The following is a 3,439-nucleotide window of genomic DNA, read 5'->3' on the forward strand; positions in this document are numbered from 1 at the left end:
CTCATGGTGTCTCATGGTGTGTGCGGTCTAAGTTTAGGAATTTGTTGTATTGCTTCATGAACGCTAGCTCCACCGTTCCTACTGGGCCGTTCCGCTGCTTAGCAATGATAATTTCGATGATGTTCTTTTTCTCTGATTCCTTATCGTAGTAGTCATCCCGATACAGGAAGGCTACGATGTCAGCATCTTGCTCGATAGATCCTGATTCCCTAAGGTCTGACATCATTGGTCGCTTGTCTGCTCTTTGCTCAACACCACGACTCAACTGCGATAAAGCGATGATCGCAACGTCCAATTCTCGGGCAATTTGCTTGAGTGTGCGAGATATCTTGGAGATCTCTTGCTGCCGGTTCTCGCTTCGTCCCGATCCGCTAATGAGCTGAAGGTAGTCGATGAGTATGAGTCCAAGTGAACCAGTGTCTTTCTTTAGCTGTCGGCATCGAGTGCGGATCTCGTTTACTGTTATAGATGGGCTATCGTCGATATAGACATTGGCTCGGGACAGCTCGCCGATTGCCATCGTCAGCTTCTCCCAGTCGTCACCCTCCATGATTCCGCTACGCATGCGGCTTGCGTCRATACGACCTTCGGAGGAAAGCATCCGCTGGACCAACTGTGCTGCGCCCATCTCTAAGCTGAATACTGCAATCGCCTCGCCGCTAGTTGTTCCAGCGCTCTGTGCAACGTTTAAAGCGAAAGCTGTTTTCCCGACTGATGGACGAGCACCAACGATAATCAAGTCTTGACGCTGAAATCCGGAAGTCTGCTTGTCCAAGTCCACGAACCCAGAGGAAATGCCTGTGATGCCCCCAGGATTTGGGTTCGCATTGTTCTTCTCGATCTGCTCAAACACTTGCATGCTGACTTCGTCGATCCGCTTGAATCCACCCTTCTTGTTTACCGAACGTTCTGCCACTTCCTCGGCTACGGCCTGAGCTTGCGCAGCCATCTCTTCAGCGGTTAGATCGTTGTTTTGGTAAATCTTCTGCATGCCAGATCGAGTCTTCCGTTCAAGCGCTGACTCCAATACGAGCTTGGCGTAATAATCCACATTGGCTACYGTCGGTACTGCGCTTGTCAGTTCTGAAAGATACCCAACACCGCCTACATGTTCCAGTTGCTGACGTTTCTGTAGGTGTTTCGTAACCGTCAGGAGATCAACTGGTGTATCCGTTTCTGCAGCGTCATAAAGCTCAATCATGGACTCGTATATGATCCGGTGCTTCGGTTCAAGAAAGTCCTCTGGCAACAACCGTTCAGACACGACCGACATCGTTTCATTCTCGATGAATATCGATCCCAGCACCGCTTGCTCAGCGCTGAGACTATCGTTCATTGCGTCCTGCATAAGCCTTTAGCGCCTCCAATCTTTCCTCGTAAGGCAAGCTCATCATGGCCTTGATGTGATCCGGCAGACCGACTGAGGTTTTCATCCACTCGTCCTTTTGGGCTAGAAACTCTTGCGCTGAGCGTTTCATGGATTCGTGATATAGCTCTTCGTCCGTTTTAAGCGGTTGCTTGAGCTTCCCGATGCTTGGCGGCCATTGCTCGGCGTTGTCCGAATGCCTTCGAAGATTCTCAGCTGCTACCTCGAACGGAGTGTTCTCTAGGTCTTCCAGCCATTCATCCACCATGGATTGCAGAACTTGAAAGTCTGTCGGAATCTGAAACCCGGGATACTTACCCTTGATCTTCTTGAGCAACTGGGTGACTTCCGTTCTGTTCACGCTCTTGTTCCTCCCTTGCGATTTGATCCAGCATGTCAAAGGCTTTATTTGTTTTAGAGTTGCGAGAAGTCCCAAGGGCGACAGGTTCCGACGGCACGTTTTCTGTTATGGGACAGCCATTAGCGACGGGATCTGGCAGAACAGGCTCCGTTATGGCTTTCTCGCGAACCCACGCATCGTAAATGCTCGGTACGCAGTATGTGAAATTGCGGATAAGGTCGTGCTTATGTTTGGGTTTATACTTCCGGAAGCAATAATCGATTGTGGCAGTAATCGTTTCAACGGGAATTCCGTCTGATACTGCATCGCATATCGCCGTGGAATCTTCTAAGCTGAGAATTACACCCAAGTTCCTTTTTTTCACAAAATGATTTTCAACGATTTTGATCTTCTCTCGAAATTCCAAAATGTTTATATCTTCAGAAGTAGCAGAGATAAGATCTAAATCTTTAAAGTCTTTTAGAGTTGTCATTTTTGATAGTTCACTTTCATCTGAACTATCATTTTTGATGACTCTCTCACTATGAACTATCAAATTTGATGTATCACTTTTGAGTGAACTATCATTTTTGACGTCGCTCTTTTTGTGAAAGTCCTTCTTATTTTTTGCCACTTTGATGATTTCACCACGGGCTGTTCTGACTGAATTTATGTATCCGTGGCTTTTCAAAATGGCCAGATTGCGTTGTACAGTAACCTTGCTCGATTCAATTTCTCGTGCAATTCGTTCATGCTTTACGGGAGCTCCACCGTGTACAAGACCCCAGTGGATACCAGCCTCATCTACCTCTTCTGTGCTCACTGCATCGATGCACCAGAGGAACTCCCATATTGCAGGACCTACGCGACTTCTGTGTTCAAAAAGCCCGCTGGAGACAGGAATTATGTGGTTGTCAGGCATTTCATGTGTCATCCCCTCCCGCGGGTCTTCTGTTATCTTTGTGCCACGTAAACCGGCTTGCCTGTAACTGACTGTATTTCCCTTTTGAATAAAACCTCGTCACTGTTATTGTCGCTTAGATGAAGCAGCCAAACTTCCTGTATGCGACTCAGATCGTTCGCAAGTAGGAAGTCCTTAACGTTCTCAAGGCTAAAGTGCGACCGAAGCAATCTGCGTTTCATGGACGCTGGAACTCTACCAGATTCCACATTTTCATTTAGTATTTTCATAGAATAATTACACTCAACCAAAAGATGCGTAATGCCTTGAAACCTGTATTTGATGTAGTAAGTATCTGTAGCGAAGAGCAGCTTATCTCCTGACTGATTAACGAGCAAGAAGCCCAGCGGCTCCGATACGTCGTGTTGTATGTCGAAAGGCAATATCGTCCATGTGCCTATCGTGAATTGATTTAATGCCTGTATGGGCTTTGTTCGATGTCCTTGCAAGCTGAGGGCTTCGAGCGTTCCCTGAGACGCATAAACCGTGATTCCTGCCTTCATAATCTCGGAAGCAGACTTACCATGATCCCCGTGTTCGTGGGTGATCAGGCAGCCTGCGATATCCGATGTTTGGAAGTTAAGTGACCTCTGTATCTCTTTATATTTAATGCCTGCTTCAAGCAGCAGTGCCGTTGTTCCATCTGTTATGTAGTAAGCATTTCCGGCACTGCTGGAGGCGAGAGGAACGACCCGGATCAAAAGTCYGGACCGTCCATTGAAGATTGTTCAGAACCATTAAATCCACTAAGGTCAACAGGATCAGCTACATC

4 protein-coding genes are annotated in these 3,439 nt (G+C 47.3%); all 4 read right to left on the reverse strand.

Features of this window, described 5'->3' with window-relative positions; genetic code table 11:
• Position 1 precedes the first annotated feature (1 nt).
• From dnaB to AC1DUA_RS29635, 4 genes are read right to left on the reverse strand one after another with little or no spacing between them, the layout of a single operon-like run.
• Entirely contained in the window at positions 2–1,348 is a 1,347-nt protein-coding gene (dnaB, locus tag AC1DUA_RS29620) for a replicative DNA helicase (protein WP_477503154.1), read from the reverse strand.
• Positions 1,326–1,727 (reverse strand): hypothetical protein, encoded by a 402-nt coding sequence (locus AC1DUA_RS29625; RefSeq protein WP_477503155.1) that lies wholly within the window; start codon positions 1,725–1,727, stop codon positions 1,326–1,328. Before AC1DUA_RS29625 ends, dnaB begins: the two co-directional genes overlap by 23 nt.
• Complete coding sequence (locus AC1DUA_RS29630; RefSeq protein ID WP_477503156.1) at positions 1,681–2,640, reverse strand: hypothetical protein; 960 nt, start codon at positions 2,638–2,640, stop codon at positions 1,681–1,683. Before AC1DUA_RS29630 ends, AC1DUA_RS29625 begins: the two co-directional genes overlap by 47 nt.
• Positions 2,641–2,660: 20 nt before the next feature.
• Positions 2,661–3,368, reverse strand: coding sequence for an MBL fold metallo-hydrolase (locus tag AC1DUA_RS29635; RefSeq protein ID WP_477503157.1), 708 nt, complete (start codon positions 3,366–3,368; stop codon positions 2,661–2,663).
• Positions 3,369–3,439: the final 71 nt, after the last annotated feature.

This window comes from Paenibacillus sp. 01T422, assembly GCF_056398785.1.

Coding starts and splice junctions, on each gene's coding strand:
- AC1DUA_RS29630 (WP_477503156.1), bottom strand. CDS start 2,640: ATGACACATGAAATGCCTGACAACCACATAATTCCTGTCTCCAGCGGG.